Origin of the sequence: Microvirga massiliensis, assembly GCF_001006805.1 — a bacterium.
GTDB classification, from domain to species: domain Bacteria; phylum Pseudomonadota; class Alphaproteobacteria; order Rhizobiales; family Beijerinckiaceae; genus Microvirga; species Microvirga massiliensis.
In genome coordinates this window covers 197,690-212,244 of the sequence record NZ_LN811364.1, presented here as the reverse complement: position 1 = coordinate 212,244, position 14,555 = coordinate 197,690, and the positions used below count along the sequence as shown (strand labels likewise).

At 59.8% G+C, this 14,555-nt stretch carries 11 protein-coding genes, 1 tRNA gene and 1 pseudogene; 5 read left to right on the top strand and 8 right to left on the bottom strand.

Features of this window, described 5'->3' with window-relative positions; genetic code table 11:
- Window positions 1-464: 464 nt before the first annotated feature.
- Window positions 465-632, bottom strand: coding sequence for a hypothetical protein (locus tag BN1233_RS48805; RefSeq protein ID WP_187144448.1), 168 nt, complete (start codon window positions 630-632; stop codon window positions 465-467).
- 385 nt (window positions 633-1,017) lie between these two features.
- Window positions 1,018-2,136: an alanine dehydrogenase gene (gene ald, locus BN1233_RS34640; RefSeq protein WP_046868166.1), complete on the bottom strand. Its 1,119-nt coding sequence runs from the start codon at window positions 2,134-2,136 to the stop codon at window positions 1,018-1,020.
- A 700-nt stretch (window positions 2,137-2,836) separates the two neighbouring features.
- Between ald and groES the strand changes: the two genes are divergently transcribed.
- From groES to BN1233_RS47750, 3 genes are all read left to right on the top strand, one after another.
- A complete protein-coding gene (gene groES / locus BN1233_RS34635) occupies window positions 2,837-3,151 on the top strand; it encodes a co-chaperone GroES (protein ID WP_046868165.1) in 315 nt (104 codons plus the stop codon).
- Window positions 3,152-3,201: 50 nt separating this feature from the next.
- Window positions 3,202-4,836 (top strand): chaperonin GroEL, encoded by a 1,635-nt coding sequence (gene groL / locus BN1233_RS34630; protein WP_046868164.1) that lies wholly within the window; start codon window positions 3,202-3,204, stop codon window positions 4,834-4,836.
- 250 nt (window positions 4,837-5,086) lie between these two features.
- Complete coding sequence (locus BN1233_RS47750) at window positions 5,087-5,575, top strand: hypothetical protein (protein WP_147707720.1); 489 nt, start codon at window positions 5,087-5,089, stop codon at window positions 5,573-5,575.
- An 85-nt stretch (window positions 5,576-5,660) separates the two neighbouring features.
- Here BN1233_RS47750 and BN1233_RS50215 read toward each other — a convergent pair.
- Window positions 5,661-5,765, bottom strand: a pseudogene (locus BN1233_RS50215) (IS481 family transposase); the annotation flags it as partial.
- Between the two features lie 64 nt (window positions 5,766-5,829).
- On the opposite strand from BN1233_RS50215, the gene BN1233_RS34615 reads away from it, so the two are divergent.
- A complete protein-coding gene (locus tag BN1233_RS34615) occupies window positions 5,830-6,984 on the top strand; it encodes an IS5 family transposase (protein WP_052764068.1) in 1,155 nt (384 codons plus the stop codon).
- A 454-nt stretch (window positions 6,985-7,438) separates the two neighbouring features.
- Here BN1233_RS34615 and serA read toward each other — a convergent pair whose 3' ends face one another.
- Window positions 7,439-8,683 (bottom strand): phosphoglycerate dehydrogenase, encoded by a 1,245-nt coding sequence (gene serA / locus BN1233_RS34610; protein ID WP_046868161.1) that lies wholly within the window; start codon window positions 8,681-8,683, stop codon window positions 7,439-7,441.
- Between the two features lie 1,174 nt (window positions 8,684-9,857).
- Between serA and BN1233_RS34600 the strand changes: the two genes are divergently transcribed.
- Window positions 9,858-9,937: transfer RNA gene (locus BN1233_RS34600), tRNA-Lys, on the top strand.
- Window positions 9,938-10,318: 381 nt separating this feature from the next.
- On the opposite strand, the gene BN1233_RS34595 is transcribed toward BN1233_RS34600, so the two are convergent.
- The 4 genes from BN1233_RS34595 to BN1233_RS50210 form a co-directional block, all read right to left on the bottom strand.
- Entirely contained in the window at window positions 10,319-11,950 is a 1,632-nt protein-coding gene (locus BN1233_RS34595) for a hypothetical protein (protein ID WP_147707719.1), read from the bottom strand.
- Between the two features lie 120 nt (window positions 11,951-12,070).
- A complete protein-coding gene (locus BN1233_RS45375; protein WP_074078440.1) occupies window positions 12,071-13,165 on the bottom strand; it encodes a dsDNA nuclease domain-containing protein in 1,095 nt (364 codons plus the stop codon).
- 409 nt (window positions 13,166-13,574) lie between these two features.
- Complete coding sequence (locus BN1233_RS51400) at window positions 13,575-14,168, bottom strand: site-specific integrase (protein ID WP_074078439.1); 594 nt, start codon at window positions 14,166-14,168, stop codon at window positions 13,575-13,577.
- A partial coding sequence (locus tag BN1233_RS50210) for an N-terminal phage integrase SAM-like domain-containing protein (protein ID WP_244471090.1) occupies window positions 14,068-14,555 on the bottom strand: 488 nt, incomplete at its 5' end. The genes BN1233_RS51400 and BN1233_RS50210, both read right to left, overlap by 101 nt.

The following is a 14,555-nucleotide window of genomic DNA, read 5'->3' as shown; positions in this document are numbered from 1 at the left end:
TAAGGGGCGCGAAAGAACCACAGCGCTTCGTGCTGATCAGTCCACTTCAGCAGCGGTGGGCAAGTGACCTGATGCAGAGGGCAATCGCAAATAGTTCGATGGCGTACGGTTGTTTTGCCCGTTCTCCCGTGAGCACGCCGCCTGACGGGCACGCCGGGTGTCCAGTCGAAACGGAGGCACTTCAGGAGGTGCACCTTGCCTGCAGTGGAGGGTCATCCGCATGCCGCACAAATGTAATTCCGTGCCGCCCGAAGTGCTCGTGACGCTTGCTTCAATGCGAGCCTGCTCGGCACACTCCATCAGGGCTCGTGCACGAAAATGAGCGGTCTGGCGCCGCTTGGACCTGGAAATGGATCGTCCTGCCCCAGAGGGTGATCTCTACAGCCACTGGACTGAGTAAAGCTCTGGCGCTCGCCAGGAGCATGAGCTTTCCTCCCTCCAAGGCCGCTCAGGGATGAGAAACCTCACGCAACCCCGACAATCACGATGATTCGGCCGGAGCCGCCGCAATCGGGGCAGAGCTTCTGGCCCAGCTGCCCAGCTCCGTTGCAGGACGGGCAGATATCCTCTCCGGTCTGCCTGGTGCCGGGTGCGTCTTCGTCGCCCGGGTTCTTTGGATCCGTATCTGCCATGGAGTGCCTCTTTATTCCGTGCCGGGACTCCGGTTCTCCTACAGCCTCCAATCAGATTATCGTGCTCCACTGCATCGGCCAGGAGCGCAGTGACAAGAGCGCAGTTCTTTGCTCGTAGAAGCAAGCGAAATCAACGAGGCCTTCGAAGGGCTGCACGAGCGTTGGACTAACCGCAAGGTATCCCTAAATGCCATGCATTTCTCCGAAGATGTGCGCCAGTCTGTTCTCAACCAAGGTGAGGACCGTTCCTTCCACGTCCGATGGGAATGTTTGGATCCGTCGCGAACTTGGCCAAATATCAGAACGGATACGGATAAGGTGGCACAGCGCATCCGCATCCGTCTGGGTCCGAGCAAACCTCGAGGCCGCCAGGATCCCGCCAGGTTCATGTTGAAAGCGCCTCGTCGGCGGAAACCGAGGCAAGCCCGAGGGCCTGCCCGACTGCCTCGTGGGTAATCCGCCCGGAATAAACGTTGAGGCCTCTTCTGAGATGAACATCGTCTTGGAGCGCGCGTTTCCAACCCTTGTCGGCGAGCTGAAGGACGAAGGGCAAGGTCGCATTGTTCAAAGCAAAGCTCGACGTCCGGGCAACCGCGCCTGGCATATTCGTTACGCAGTAGTGAATGACATCCCCTTCGACGTAGATCGGTTCCGAATGCGTCGTCGGTCGCGAGGTCTCAAAGCATCCCCCCTGGTCGATCGAGATATCGACGAGCACCGATCCGGGCCTCATCCGATGCACCATGTCGCGACTGACCAGTTTGGGTGCCGCCGCGCCCGGGATCAGCACGGCGCCGATGACGAGATCGGCCGGCAGCACTTCCTTCTCGATGTTGTCGACGGTTGAGAAGAGCGTGTGGAGCTGGGACCCGAACTGCAGATCGAGTTCGTAGAGGCGGGAGAGAGACTTGTCGATCACGGTGACCCAAGCCTCGACCCCCATCGCCATCCGCGCCGCGTTTGTGCCCGCAACCCCGCCACCGAGGATGACGACCTTCGCAGCGGGCACGCCCGGCACACCGCCAAGGAGTATGCCCCTGCCACCCTGCTCCTTTTCCAAGTAATGCGCGCCCACCTGCACCGCCATTCGCCCGGCGACTTCGCTCATCGGCGCCAACAGCGGAAGGCCGCCGCGTCCATCCGTTACAGTCTCATAAGCGATGCAGATCACTCCCGATTCCAGAAGGCCTTCCGCTTGGGCCTTATCTGCAGCGAGATGGAGATAGGCGAACACCACTTGGCCCTCGCGCAGCAGAGCGATCTCTTGAGGCTGGGGCTCCTTCACCTTCACGATGAGGTCTGCGCGTGCGAACAGCTCCTGTGCAGAGGAGACAACGTGCGCACCTGCTGCACGATAAGCCTCGTCGGAAATGTCTATGCCCGCTCCCGCTGCGCTCTCGACGGTGACGTCGTGGCCGCGATGGATCAATTCGCGGACTGACCCGGGCACCAAGCCGACCCGGTACTCGTGCGTTTTTACTTCCTTGGGAACCCCGATCTGCATGGGTCGTCTCTCGAGCAAGGTGATCGACATTATACTCCAGCTTCAATCTTTCTTGCGAACCGTTCAGTCCAGACCAGAACGATGAAGCTAACCCAATGTGCGGGTTTTTCTTTGTCTCCGAGATCCACAAGTATCCTGGAGCCGTGCTTGGCCTTCATGCCTGCCCGTTGCTGCGAGAGCCTGCCATGGATCGCGAGAGACTCATAACAGCGGGGTGCTGCGCCAAGAACGCGGAATTTCAGGCGACTTAGCGCGCCGGCTGTGGACTTTCGTGTCTCGAAAGCGGCTCACTGTGCAGGTCTTGTCTGGAGTGTCCGGCGGTGTTCTCGGACAGAGAGTCGAGCATTTCCACTGCGTCTCGAGAACCAGTTCTGAGACTGGTTCGTAAATTCCTGAGATACCGGTTTGTCCCCAACAGGCCGCTGCTTGCGAAATGATCTACACGCACCAAGACCACATAGACCAGCGATGAGGAGCCGGCCCAGGAGAGTGCGTGTGCGTCACGGGTGCTGAGGCAATTTAAGATGACGCTTCAGTTCATGTTGGTCGCGCCACCCGCCCAGGGGTGCTCCCCTCTTGCATCGACCCGGGTTCACGATTACAACTCCGTCTTAGCACTCTCGGCGTCGAGTGCTAGGCTTGACTTCGCAGCGGAGACCTCGGCGCGAGCGTGCCCAGCATTTCCAATCTGGAGGCCAGCATGAAGTTTCGTCCCTTGCACGACCGTGTCGTGGTTCGGCGTCTCGAGAGTGAGGAGAAGACCAAGGGCGGGATCATCATCCCGGACACCGCGAAGGAGAAGCCCCAGGAGGGTGAGATCGTGGCGGTCGGGCCTGGCGCACGCGACGAGACCGGCAAGGTTCAGCCGCTCGACGTCAAGGCCGGGGATCGCGTCCTGTTCGGCAAGTGGTCGGGCACCGAGGTCAAGATCGACGGCGAAGACCTCCTGATCATGAAAGAGTCCGACATCATGGGCGTGATCGAAGGGGCCGCTGCTTCCAAGAAGGCCGCGTAAGGCCTTCATCGTCCAAAGACAGTTTCAACACTGAAGAGGAGGTAACGCTTATGGCCGCCAAGGAAGTCAAGTTCTCCGGGAGTGCCCGTGAGAAGATGCTGCGCGGCGTGGACATTCTCGCCGATGCCGTGAAGGTCACGCTGGGGCCGAAGGGCCGCAATGTCGTGCTCGAGAAGAGCTTCGGGGCGCCCCGCGTCACCAAGGACGGTGTGACGGTCGCCAAGGAGATCGAACTCGCCGACAAGTTCGAGAACATGGGCGCCCAGATGGTCCGCGAGGTCGCGAGCAAGACCAGCACGGTCGCGGGTGACGGCACGACCACCGCGACGGTGCTCGCCCAGGCGATCGTGCGCGAGGGCGCCAAGGCGGTCGCGGCCGGCATGAACCCCATGGACCTCAAGCGCGGTGTAGATCTGGCCGTGGAGGCGGTCGTGGCGGATCTGAAGGGCCGCGCCAAGAAGGTCTCGACCAACGACGAAATCGCCCAGGTCGGCACCATCTCGGCCAATGGAGATGCCGAGATCGGCGGGATGCTTGCCGAGGCGATGCAGAAGGTCGGCAACGAGGGCGTGATCACGGTCGAGGAGGCCAAGACCGCAGCAACTGAGCTCGATGTGGTCGAGGGCATGCAGTTCGATCGCGGCTATCTCTCGCCCTACTTCATCACCAATGCCGAGAAGATGGTCGCCGAGCTCGAGGATCCTTACATCCTCATCCACGAGAAGAAGCTCTCCTCTCTGCAGGCGCTGCTGCCGATCCTCGAAGCTGTCGTTCAGAGCGGTAAACCGCTCCTCATCATTGCCGAGGACATCGAGGGCGAGGCGCTCGCGACGCTGGTGGTCAACAAGCTGCGCGGCGGGCTCAAGGTCGCGGCCGTCAAGGCGCCGGGCTTTGGCGACCGCCGCAAGGCGATGCTCGAGGACATTGCCGTTCTCACCGCTGGCCAAACGATCTCCGAAGACCTCGGGATCAAGCTCGAGAACGTCACCCTCGACATGCTCGGGCGGGCCAAACGCATCCGTGTCGAGAAGGAGAACACCACGATCATCGACGGGGCTGGCGACAAGCAGGCCATCGAGGCTCGTGTCGGCCAGATCAAGGCGCAGATCGAGGAGACGACCTCGGATTACGACCGCGAGAAGCTCCAGGAGCGGCTCGCCAAGCTCGCCGGCGGCGTCGCGGTTATCCGGGTCGGCGGCTCGACCGAGGTCGAGGTCAAAGAGAAAAAGGATCGCGTCGAGGATGCCATGCACGCCACCAAGGCGGCAGTGGAAGAAGGCATCGTGCCGGGCGGCGGCGTCGCGCTGCTGCGCGCCAAGGCAGCGGTCCAGAAACTCGCCGCCGACAACCCGGACGTGCAAGCCGGCATCAACATCGTCGTGCGGGCGCTCGAAGCTCCCGTCCGCCAGATTGCCGAGAATTCGGGCGTCGAGGGCTCGATCGTGGTCGGCAAGATCAGCGACAATCAATCCCAGAGCTACGGCTTCAATGCCCAGACCGAGGAGTATGTCGACATGCTCCAGGCCGGCATTGTCGATCCCGCGAAGGTCGTCCGCGCAGCCTTGCAGGACGCCGCGTCGGTGGCCGGTCTGCTGATCACCACCGAGGCCATGGTCGCCGAGGCGCCCAAGAAAGAATCGGCGCCTCCGATGCCGGGCGGCGGCATGGGCGGCATGGACTTCTGAGCCCAGCTCACCGCAGCAAAGACCTGGAAGGGCTGCCGTAAGGCGGCCCTTTCTCATTGCGGAAGAGGCCACCCGCGCCCTGTAGCGGCAACGCGCCGGGCGCTAGCCCAACTTGCTTAGTTCGGGGCCGTTTTTTGTGATTTCCCAGGAAGCGGCGTGAGTCGGATCAAGGGGTTAGGTCGGGCGCGTGGCTGATTTGGGCATGTAATGCCGATCTTGGGTATTTTCTTTTGCTGCGGAGCTGGTTGTGATGGCGCATGTACCTGCGCCCCACGATCCGCAAGAAGGAGGGGAAGGTCCACCGCTACTGGCGACTGTACCGAGTGTGCGCGTCGGTTGGCGTGTCATTCAGCAGACGGTGGCGCAGCTTGGCGAACTCGACGAGCACGGTCATATCGAGGCACGGGCGCTGGCTCGCCGGGTGATCGGCGCGCCCGAGCAAGCGCGGCTGTTCGATGATGGCAGCGAACATCTGACGATGCCGGTGCGCCTGAAGGGCATTCGCGTTGAGCGCTCGCGTCAGTTCGGTGCTGTGTATCTGGTGCTTGCGTTGTGGCGTGGGACGGGCCTCGAGGAGCTGCGCGAGCGGCTGCTTGCGGCGGGCAAGGAGCGCGTCGCCTGGCGAGGATGGCGGGCGTGCTGGTTGCGGCGCGGCTCCGCGAGCCATCGAGCGAGTTGCACATTGCCGAGGATTGGTACTGACGCACGGCGCTCTGCAGTCCATTGCAACTCGGGATAAGGAGGTCAACGAGGATCGCCTTTACCGCGCCCTCGATCATCTGCCTGTGCACAAGGCAGCGATCGAGGCTCATCTGGCGCAGCGGTGCGTCGCAGATCGTCTGAAATGGCGTTCGCCACTTCAGCGCCTTGAGGTGCTTGTCGAAGGTGTAGGCGTGCACGTGGGCCGAGAGGCTCTCGAGGGTCTGCCACCTCGAGGGCTTTGCACAGAATCGGATTGATGATTCTGTGCTGGCGGGAGCGGGGAGCTGTGTGATGGTGGATCGTGTGGTGGGCCAGCTGAGCCTGGCGGATGGGCTGGCGCACGCGACCCCGACGGTGCTCGACCAGATCGCGCGGGTGATCGACTGGGCGCCGATCCGGGCGCTGCTCGGCACGCGCAGCGGTCCGGGCTCGGGCAACACCAGCTATCCGGCCGAACCCTTGCTGCGCTGCCTGCTCCTGGGCGTGTGGCACCGGCTGAGCGATCCGGCGCTCGAGGAGCAACTGCGTGATTGTCTGTCGTTCCGGCGCTTTGCCGGCTTCAGCCTCACCGACCGCACGCCCGATCATTCGACGCTGTGGCGGTTCCGGGCCGAGTTGAGCCGCGACGGCCTGATCACGCGGGTGTTCGACGAGATCACCCGCCAGTTCGAGATCAAGGGCCTGATCCTCAAACACGGCACGCTGGTCGATGCGACCTTCCTGCCGGCCCGCGCCCGGCCACCCGCGAAGCCGAAGCAGGCTGCCGAGACGCCGGCCTCCGAGACGAGCCAGTCCAAGGCCAAGAAGCGCAAGGTACAATCGGGTGCTGAGACCAAACAGGTTCAGCCACCGCCTGCGGCCGATCAAACGAGCCAGATCCAGGGCGAGACACAGGAGATCGCAGCGGCTGCGGCAGGAGCCCCGGCGACGGATGGAGCCGAGACGAAGCCGCGGGTGGCCGACCCGGATGCCCGCTGGGGCAAGAAGGGCGGCAAGAGCGTGTTCGGCTACAAGCTGCATCTCGGGGTCGATCAGACCCACACCCTGATCCGGCGGATCGTCACCACCGATGCCTCGGTTCCCGACACCGGGCCGGCCGATGTGCTGATCAGTGGGGACGAGCGGGCGGTCTATGGCGATCAGGCCTATTACAGCCATGCCCGGCATGCCCGTCTGCAGGCGGCCGGCATCAAGGATCGCCTGATGCGCCGGCCCAACAAGCATCATTCCGAACTGCCGCCGCGCCAGAAGCGCCGCAACCGGCTGATCGCCAAGGTCCGGGCGGCGGTCGAGCGGCCGTTTGCGGTCCTGAAGGAGCGCTATGGCATGCGGCGCCTGCGCTTCTTCAGCGGCGCCGCGAACGCCACGCAGTGCGTGCTGGCGTGCTGCGGCTACAACCTGCGGCGCGCCGCCGGCGTGCTCTTCCCGACGGAGAGACCGGCATGAGGGCCCCGAGAGCCGCACCACTGATGGCGCCGCCGATGCGTGCGGCGCCAACACGCGCGCTGAAGGCCGCGACGCGGGGCTGCGCAACGCGGCCCTGGGCCTGCCGGATCGGCGATCGACGCCGAACCGGTCGTCAAAAAACGCCCCATCAACCAACCACACCCGACTGCACCCGCCGTGCAAAGCCCTCACCTCGGCAGAGACCGATGTACTGTGCTGGGGACACTGTTGGGACCGAAGTTCCAACCGGAGAAACATATCCAGCTCTGTAATGGCTTACATGGTGCTACCGGCAGTGAGAGGCTTCCGTCTGGCGAGAGAACGTCAGTTTGGGGTCAGATCCCGAGATCCACTATCCACGCTATGCGCAAATTCCGCGCGGAAGCCCTTCGGCATCGGCGAGAGGAAAGGCGCGCTTCCAGAGTTCGCCGGCGTCAACAACACGCCAGGATGGTTACCGGCGCTCGTACAGCAGACGAGTACGGATGGTGCCCTCGATGGCGCGGATCTCATCGAGAACAGCCCGGCTCTCCTCGGGATGCCCCTCGGTTTCGATCACGACATAGCCGATCTCACCGTCCGTCTGCAGGAATTGCGCCGTGATGTTCAGCGCATGCCGGGAGAAGACCTCATTGAGGCGACCCAGCATACCGAGGACGTTGCGATGAACATGCATGTAGCGGGTGCCGGTCGGGCGCGGCGGCAGCTGCACCTGGGGGAAGTTGACCGCGCCCGCCGTGGAGCCGACATCCGAGTAGTCGATCAGCTTCTTGGCAACTTCTGCCCCGATCCGCTCCTGCGCCTCCACGGTGGAACCCCCGATGTGAGGCGTCAGGATGATGTTCTCGAGACCCTGAAGAGGGGAACGGAACGGCTCCTTGTTGGAGGCGGGCTCGACCGGAAAGACATCGACCGCCGCTCCTCGAAGATAACCGGCCCGGAGCGCCGCCGCGAGCGCCTCGAGATCCACGACCGTGCCCCGGCTGTTGTTGATCAGATACGCGCCCTTCTTCATGGCCGCGATCTCGGCGGCCCCGATCATCCCGTGCGTCGCCGACGTCTCGGGAACGTGCAGGCTCACGACATCGCTCTGGGCGAGAAGAGCCTGCAAGCTGTCGGCAGGTTCGGTGTTGCCGTGGCGGAGCTTGTCGGTCTGATCGTAGAAGATCACCCGCATCCCCATGGCTTCAGCGAGATTGGAGAGCTGCGAGCCAATGTTGCCATAGCCCACGATCCCGAGCGTCTTGCCGCGCACCTCGTGGCTGTTCTCCGCCGACTTGTCCCAGCGGCCGCCATGGGCGGCGCTGGAGCGCGGGACGACCCGCCGCAACAGCATGATGATCTCGCCGATCACGAGCTCGGCGACGCTGCGGGTGTTCGAGAAGGGAGCGTTGAAGACCGGAATGCCGATCTGCCGCGCTGCTCCGATGTCCACCTGATTGGTGCCGACGCTGAAGCAGCCGACAGCAATGAGCCGGTCCGCATGAGCAAGGAGATCGCGGGTCAGCTGGGTGCGCGAGCGGATGCCCAGGAGGTGCACGCCCCGCAAGGCCTCTTTGAGGTCGGCCGCATTGAGAGCGGACGGTAGGGCGGTGAGATTCGTGTAGCCGGCCGATCGCACCACCTCCACGGCGCTCGGGTTCACGCCCTCGAGGAGCAGCACGCGGATTCGACCCTTGGGGAGCGATAGGTCTGTCATGCAAACGCTGGCTGAGAGATCTCCACGTGCAGTGTCTAACCCACCCCGCAGCGTTCTGCCAGGACGTGATGAGGTTAATCAGCGAAGCGCAGAACAGCACGGCTGCCTTGGTACGCTCCCTGGGCTGATTGCTCGCGTGTTAACAGTGGACCTGGGGACCTGCTTCTCTGAGGCAACACCGGTGGTCGAGGCAACGACCTGAAGCCCATCTATGACCATGCAGGACCCAGGCGGGTTCTCTGGTTTGAACGCGCCGGGTTCAACGCCGGACAGGGCAAATGTCAAACCAGTGGCAGAGTAATGCTGTGAGCTCTGAGTGTGGGCGCCCATGACTGAGATCTAGGCCATCTGCTTTGATGCGTTTGGAATGCTCATCGGAATCGCGGAAAAACGCCGGCCCTTTCGAACCCTGCTGCACGGTGAGACCAGGGCATCACAGCATAGGAGGTCCTCACGACCCGCTTGCTTTGCGAGCAGTGCCATTGAAGGTGAGGCATGGATTGGGTGATGCCGGACCGCGTGAACTCGAAAGGGAGCTGCAGGCCGAGTGCGCTGTGGGCCGGCTTGCGCCGGAGGGTATGCGGATCGGCATCTGCGCGAACCTGGTGCTCCCCTATGGACCACCCCTCCGGGCAGCCTTGCCGGACACCCCGGACGCTGGATTCTCTCTTACGAGGTGGGCCGCGCCAAACCGGATCCGGCAATCTTCCGCCTCGTCTGCGCTCGCCTGGGACTGTAGTCTGCGGGATCCTTTTCGTTGGCGATACTCCGTCTGCCGATGTTCAGGGACCTCGCACAATCAGGATGCCCGCCATGCTGATCTCGGAATTCGAGAGGCTATGGCCTTGTCACGATCACCTGCGGCACTCAGTGCAGTAGCGACAGGGTAGGGGCATGCAGCCCATCTGCTATTCCGTTATCGCTCCCCGCCTGAGAGCATCCGACACGCCGTTTGCTTTATCAACGTTTCACGTTGAGCTACCGGGATGGAGCATCCTCTGCTGCAGTCGCGCACGACAAACCGGGGAGACGAGAACAGCTGACTCTTAATCAGCGGGTCCAAGGTTCGAGTCCTTGTACACCCACCAATGTTTTCAATGACTTAGATCCATGATTAGTCTAGTTCGGTAGCCCCAGGTTACATCTGAGGTTACGACTCTGGGTGTTAGAGATTGATCGTGTTTGTTGTAGTCCGGCCTAACCCACTGACTTTTAATCAGAGGGTCCTGGGTTCGAGTCCCAGCGCGCTCACCAATGACCTCAAAGGGTTGCCGGCATTCGCCCTTTGAGCTTCTCTCTCCCGTGCGCACCGCGTGCGCACCGATGAGGCGGCACGAGAGACAGAGCAGAGGAATCATAATCCTTGTGTCGGCGGTTCAAATCCGTCCTCCGCTACCATTTTTCCTGAGACAAATCAGGCGCTTAACGCGCAGGTGCCGCCCGCAATAGGCCGTAGGGCGTCTTGCGGCATCTGCGGCAGACCATTGCCCTTAAGTTACCTTATACACATGAGAATTTGAGGAACAGGAATCCTCTTCGGTGTGTGGGCTGACGCATGAATGACGCAAGGAAATTGCGCTGATAGTAGCTAAGCCTGCTCAGAATCGTGCCTAAGTTCCTAGAGCGCCGGCTAGACTAAATTGAAGCCAAGATTGCTTGCTGGAACGGGGCAAAGGTAGCGTTCACGCGATCATACTCGCTGTCGCGCAAGACCTGCCGACGGCGTTCTCCATAAGTCCGCACGTCTACGTCGGCAAAGGTGGTCGACCCGGCATCTTCCGTAGCCACAATCACCTGGGCCTTTGGAGGCGCATTCTCAAAAATGAACCGTAGCATTTGTGGCAGGTGAACCGAATCCTGTCCCTGTTGGTTCGGTGCGTCGATCACGATCGGGTAGAATCGTGAGGAGCTGAACTCTGCGGTCGTATGAAGGAATGCATAGTAGTATGCTAGGAGTGCACGAGGTCCCTCACTGCCTCTTGCAACCCTAACAGAGCTGATCTTCTGCTTGTCAGGGTTTTCAAGGCGAACATCTAACATATGCGCAAACTGTGCGAGCTTCGAGCGGAAGAATTTATTCACCTGCGCAGTATGTTTTTTGTCTAAGAAGCTGCTCATAACCTGCTTATGAGCGTCAATTTGAGAAGCTTTTTCGTAAGCTTGAGCATCCTTGGACTCTAAACTTCTACGCAGAATGCGGGCCGCCTCTGTTTTACCTTCGGCCACTAAAACATCGCGGAATGATACCGACTCCTTCCTGGCCTCAAGGATTGATTCCAACCTGCTCAGTGGGCGTTCGACTGATCGCAATTTATCTTTTTCACGAGATTCTTCTTCAGTGAGCCTACGGAGGCGCGCTGTAACTTGACTGAGTGCTTCTGTGAGCACTCCTTCGTCTGCAATGAGCGAAAAGCGATCGGCCAACGAATTTGTATACTCCTGGCCGCATGTCGGGCATTCGACTTCATCCGGGAGCGCACAAGCTGTTTCAAACTCGCCGCGCATTTCGACCAGGGTCCTCGTCAGTAACGTATGCTCCGAGCGTGCTAGATGGATCGCCTCGTGCAGATTTGTGATCTCGCGCCTGTATTCCAGTTGGGCGTCCCTTAGAGCGCTGGTTTCGGCGACGATGTCGGCAATTTCCTTTTTGAACTCTTCAATATCGTAAATGACACCAGCATTTTCGCTGATCTCTTTAACCTGGCCTATCGTCTCCCGGAGAGCCGCCCGGCTACTCTCAATTTCTGCAAGCTCAGCTCGAGCTTTTGTCATCTCTGCTTTAGCAGAATAGTATTCATCTGGCTTCAGCCCCGAGTGATATTCAGCAAGCGTTCTGGCGCTGTCGCTCAAGAAGAAATCGGTGAATGAGTGCCAAGGAGTCGTCCACCCGATGTCTTGATCAACATAAAAAGGAGCGAAAATGTATGCGGGCGGCGGAGTGATGGTCCTGCCCTGCTTATCGGTCATCTGGAGTTGGAAATCGAGAAAACCAGCAAGGTTAGGGCCGACCTCCTTGACGAGTCCCTGCCCACTGAAAAGCATCGATCCTTTCGCATCGAAGACAGCATACACTCCAAGTGTTTTCACGGCGGTGAATTGTGCGCCATCCAATTCGAATTGAAGGCAACTCGAAACGTTTGCAGACGTCCAGGATTGGTCAATTTTCTGCGGCGTTGCTCCGAAGGTATCGTATAGGCTCTTAACTATCGCGGACTTTCCGAAGCCGTTTCCTCCCTGGATTATTAGCCGTTGGGAGTTCAGCGGCACGATTAGGCCTCTCTTTTCCGTCGTGGACAAAAGGAAGAGATTTAGAAACTTGAGCCCGTGCATTTTTCTCCCCACGAAGCGCCTGTATCACCCGCCGCAATTGTGTAGTCTTGTTCGTAGTCACGACATCATATCCATCAGCTCGACGATGAGTGCGGCCTGAATGTCATAGCTTTCGCTGTCCGGCACCGAAATCTCGTCAGTGAGCACTAGCGCAGCCGCCGCCACAGTAACGCGACTTTCAGTTTCGATCATGGGCCAGTGGTTCTCAATAGCAGCTTTGATCTCCTCGCTGAGTTTCAGCGCCGTTGGAGACCCTGAGGATCTTCGAGACCAATATTCGATGCAGCGCTGACGAAGCCGTCCACTGGCTAACGCTCCATAGTCTTTGGCCGTCAGTTCAGCCTGCACAACGGGCCACCATTCTAAAACGGTGCGACTCCGGGCTCTGGCTCTGCTCAAGAGATCCGTTATGCCCTCCCGGCTGAGACCCTTTCGCGACGTCAGTTCGGACACACTGGAGCATACGCGTGTGTCGCCAGTCCTGTTGCACAGGTCTGCATGAAGGACGTCATAGAATGGTGCGGCGAGCACTCTGTCGTGAATGCCATTTTCATCTAGAAACTCGACGATCTCTCCTTTAAGGGTCTTCCGATAGCTCTCGAGGTCAAGTGGGATGCGCTCGAATGCGAGAACCTCTGCATGCTTTGCATGAAGGGGCGCCGCAAAATCCTGCTCGATCGCGGCTACCAACTTGCCGTGGTCGGCTGGGTCGAGATTGGAAAAAAGAACCAATCCGTTCTCCATTCCTGTTTTGGAGCCATCCGCCGTAACGGCAATCAGAGGTGCATTCGAAAGCACCGCAGCTTCCGAAACAGAGTCTCCAAATGTAGCTAGGTTATGGTAAAGCTTTCCAATAATCGACTTCGGTGGCTGCGCTTTGGTAGGTCGGCTCGCGAGATCGCCTACTTTCCAGAAACCATCCCCTTTGGTTTTGATTTGAAAGAAGGAGATGCTTTGTTGGCCAGGAGGACCTTTTACAATTACTAGGTCATCGAACTGATCGAATAACGCTAGGTAACTCTCACCGCTCCTATGGACATCTAGGACGCGAAGCATCGACGCGTGGATCTGAAATTCATAACGGCTGAAAGTTCGTCCGCCAGATTTCTCTCTCGCAGTCTTGCCGTCCAGTGGACTCTTATCGGTTGACATACTTACAGACCCCCACGCGGACCATGCGATGACCAGACCGGCTTTGCAAGCTTGAGACGCAGAGTCGGTCTAGGCGCACGTGGAAACCTGTCGGGTGAATTTCGCCAGCCCATCGGCACACATCCCTACGCGTTCGCTTCGGCAACTTGGAATACGTGTGCGAATCTTCCGTCTATATCCAAGGCTTAAGCTAACGCTACCGCCTGAGAGCTTGCGTCGGCGGCTTGAACGGCGAAGAGCTGAACGAGCGTGCCGCCGGAGTGCAACTCCAGCGGTTCTCAATCAGCGGGTTGCAATAGGTCCGCTGATCCTTCGAGGGATTCTGGCGAGAAGACCTCCTGCTCAAGTTGGCTCACAGCAGCTCTGTCTTGGTTCTGGTCGAGCCATTGATGGCCATATAAGTCGAACGTCATCTGAAGGCTCGTGTGTCCCAGGATGGCTTGGATTCGCTTTGGGGGCGGTCCTTGTTCATGAACAAGGAGGCGGCGACATGCCGCAGGTCATGAAAACGCAATCGGATAGTTCCGTCGGGGTTTGTCAGGCCGCTCTGTCGGACTATTGGCTCCCAGATGCGGTTCCAGATGTTCGCCGTCGATTCAACCTTGCCCTTGCCGTTTGGGAACATCAACCTCAAGTCGCTGCTCGGGCATTTTGGCTCCCACTCCTTCAATATCTGAACTAGCCGTGGGCCTATCGGCACAGTCCGACGCGAAGCTGCGGTCTTGGGAGAACCGATCCGCCCCCATGGATCAGCACGCCGCCGCACTTGGATCTGCGGAAACGGGTCGTGTAGGTTCACATCATCCCACGTGAGTGCCCTGAGTTCGCCCTGTCGGAGCCCTGTAAAGATGGCGCATGAGATCAGTGGGTAGGCTGCTTTGTGTGGGAAGCTCTTTGCATGCTTAATGATCAGAGCCAGCTCGGCCTTTGATGGAAAGTAGCGTGCTTCGTCGTGACGGCTGTTTTTGTCTGACCCGAACCTGCGCCGCGCTATTTTGAGCAACCATTCCCTTTCGAGCTGCATGGTTCAAAATCATCCAAAGCGTCGAGATGACCTTCTTAGTGGTCTTGAGAGACGCTTTTCTTTGGAGTCGCTCCTTAAATCCGTCAACCATTGGCGGCGTTAGCTTCGCAAGCGGCGTGCTCCCCAAAAGCGGGACAATATGATTTTCAAGGAGAGATACGTATTGCTTTATCGTGATTGGTTCGAGTTGGTTAAGTTGGCATGCCTTGACCCATTCAACGCCTGCGGCTCTTACGGTGAGGATTTCCGCTGCCGGCACGTGAACATTATTGACTAACTCTCCTTCGATCCGAAGGCGCTCCGCCTCAGCCTCCCGTCTGAATCGTGAGGTGGCTCGGTTTGTCGGAACAGCGTTTTCGGTTCGCT